At 30.5% G+C, this 998-nt stretch carries 3 protein-coding genes; 2 read left to right on the forward strand and 1 reads right to left on the reverse strand.

Annotated elements, in window-relative coordinates; translation table 11 throughout:
- Positions 1-216 precede the first annotated feature (216 nt).
- The gene (locus OIF36_00520) at positions 217-402 is read right to left on the reverse strand and encodes a hypothetical protein (protein ID MCV6598956.1); all 186 of its coding nucleotides are present in this window, start codon (positions 400-402) and stop codon (positions 217-219) included.
- Between the two features lie 34 nt (positions 403-436).
- On the opposite strand from OIF36_00520, the gene OIF36_00525 reads away from it, so the two are divergent.
- Positions 437-613 carry a hypothetical protein gene (locus tag OIF36_00525; protein ID MCV6598957.1) on the forward strand — a complete coding sequence of 59 codons (177 nt, stop codon included), beginning with the start codon at positions 437-439 and terminating at the stop codon, positions 611-613.
- Positions 614-655: 42 nt separating this feature from the next.
- Positions 656-998, forward strand: a 343-nt coding sequence (locus OIF36_00530; GenBank protein ID MCV6598958.1) for a hypothetical protein, incomplete at its 3' end; no start/stop codon positions are given.

Genomic DNA, 998 nt, shown 5'->3' on the forward strand with positions numbered 1-998 from the left:
TCCGCCCCTCAAAAGTGGGTCCCTCGCATGTAAAATAGTTTTGACCAGTTCCCTACTATTTGATTGAAAGACAAAAAGGAAAGAGTATTCTGGATGTGATTCATCATAAAGACTTTGATCATGATAATAGTGATTTCATAAAAGACTATTTCATTAATCATAGGTTTTTGGATTAATTTTATATCATAATAATTGATATAAAATTTTTGATTAGTTTTAATCTTCTGATATTTTTCTCAATCTGTTTACCTTTTCATTTATTTCAAAAAGTAATTGAACAATCTTTTTTAATCTTTTATCATCTTCCAACACAGAACATGTTCTAGAATTTTCATAAAAGACATCTAATAACATTTTTATCCTTTTAATTTCTCCTTTCAGAAATATTTCTCTTGATTCCATTTTATTTATAATATTATATAATCTAAATATAAAAATGGATGAATCTTATTATATCAAAGATAAAAGAGTTACACCTTGTACTGAACCAAGTGGTTATCAAACCGATAAAAATGGTAGAAGACAGTTTTATTGTCATTGTCCTGTTTGTGGAATAGAGAAAGTCAGGTATGTGAAAAGTAGTTCTTCAGGGAAAAAAAAGCCTAAAAGGTGATGGAATAATGACAGATGTTGATGGAATAGCTGCTGACGCATAATGTATCACCATGGTTTACCATGGTTGGCTAAGAAAACTGTTGAAATGGGTCGTTATGGTGCTAGTGAATTATTGAGAGATAAGAAACTACAAAAGAAAGCAGTAGATTATGGAATGAAAAAACTTACTCCTTTCGTTTATGATACTGCAGGAAAAGCTATAGATCAATTATCAACCAAAGTAAGAACTAACAAGAAATATAAAACTGATCGAAAGGATTTAGATGGAAGTGGAGTTGATATACACAAATGGATAGGAAAACTTCCAAGACCAAAAGCGGGGTGGACTCCAGGCAATTATAAGTATATGGGAGCTTATAATCCTCTTGACAAACAACTTGAAT

The sequence above is a fragment of the Alphaproteobacteria bacterium genome (assembly GCA_025800285.1).
In the GTDB taxonomy this organism is placed as follows: domain Bacteria; phylum Pseudomonadota; class Alphaproteobacteria; order JAOXRX01; family JAOXRX01; genus JAOXRX01.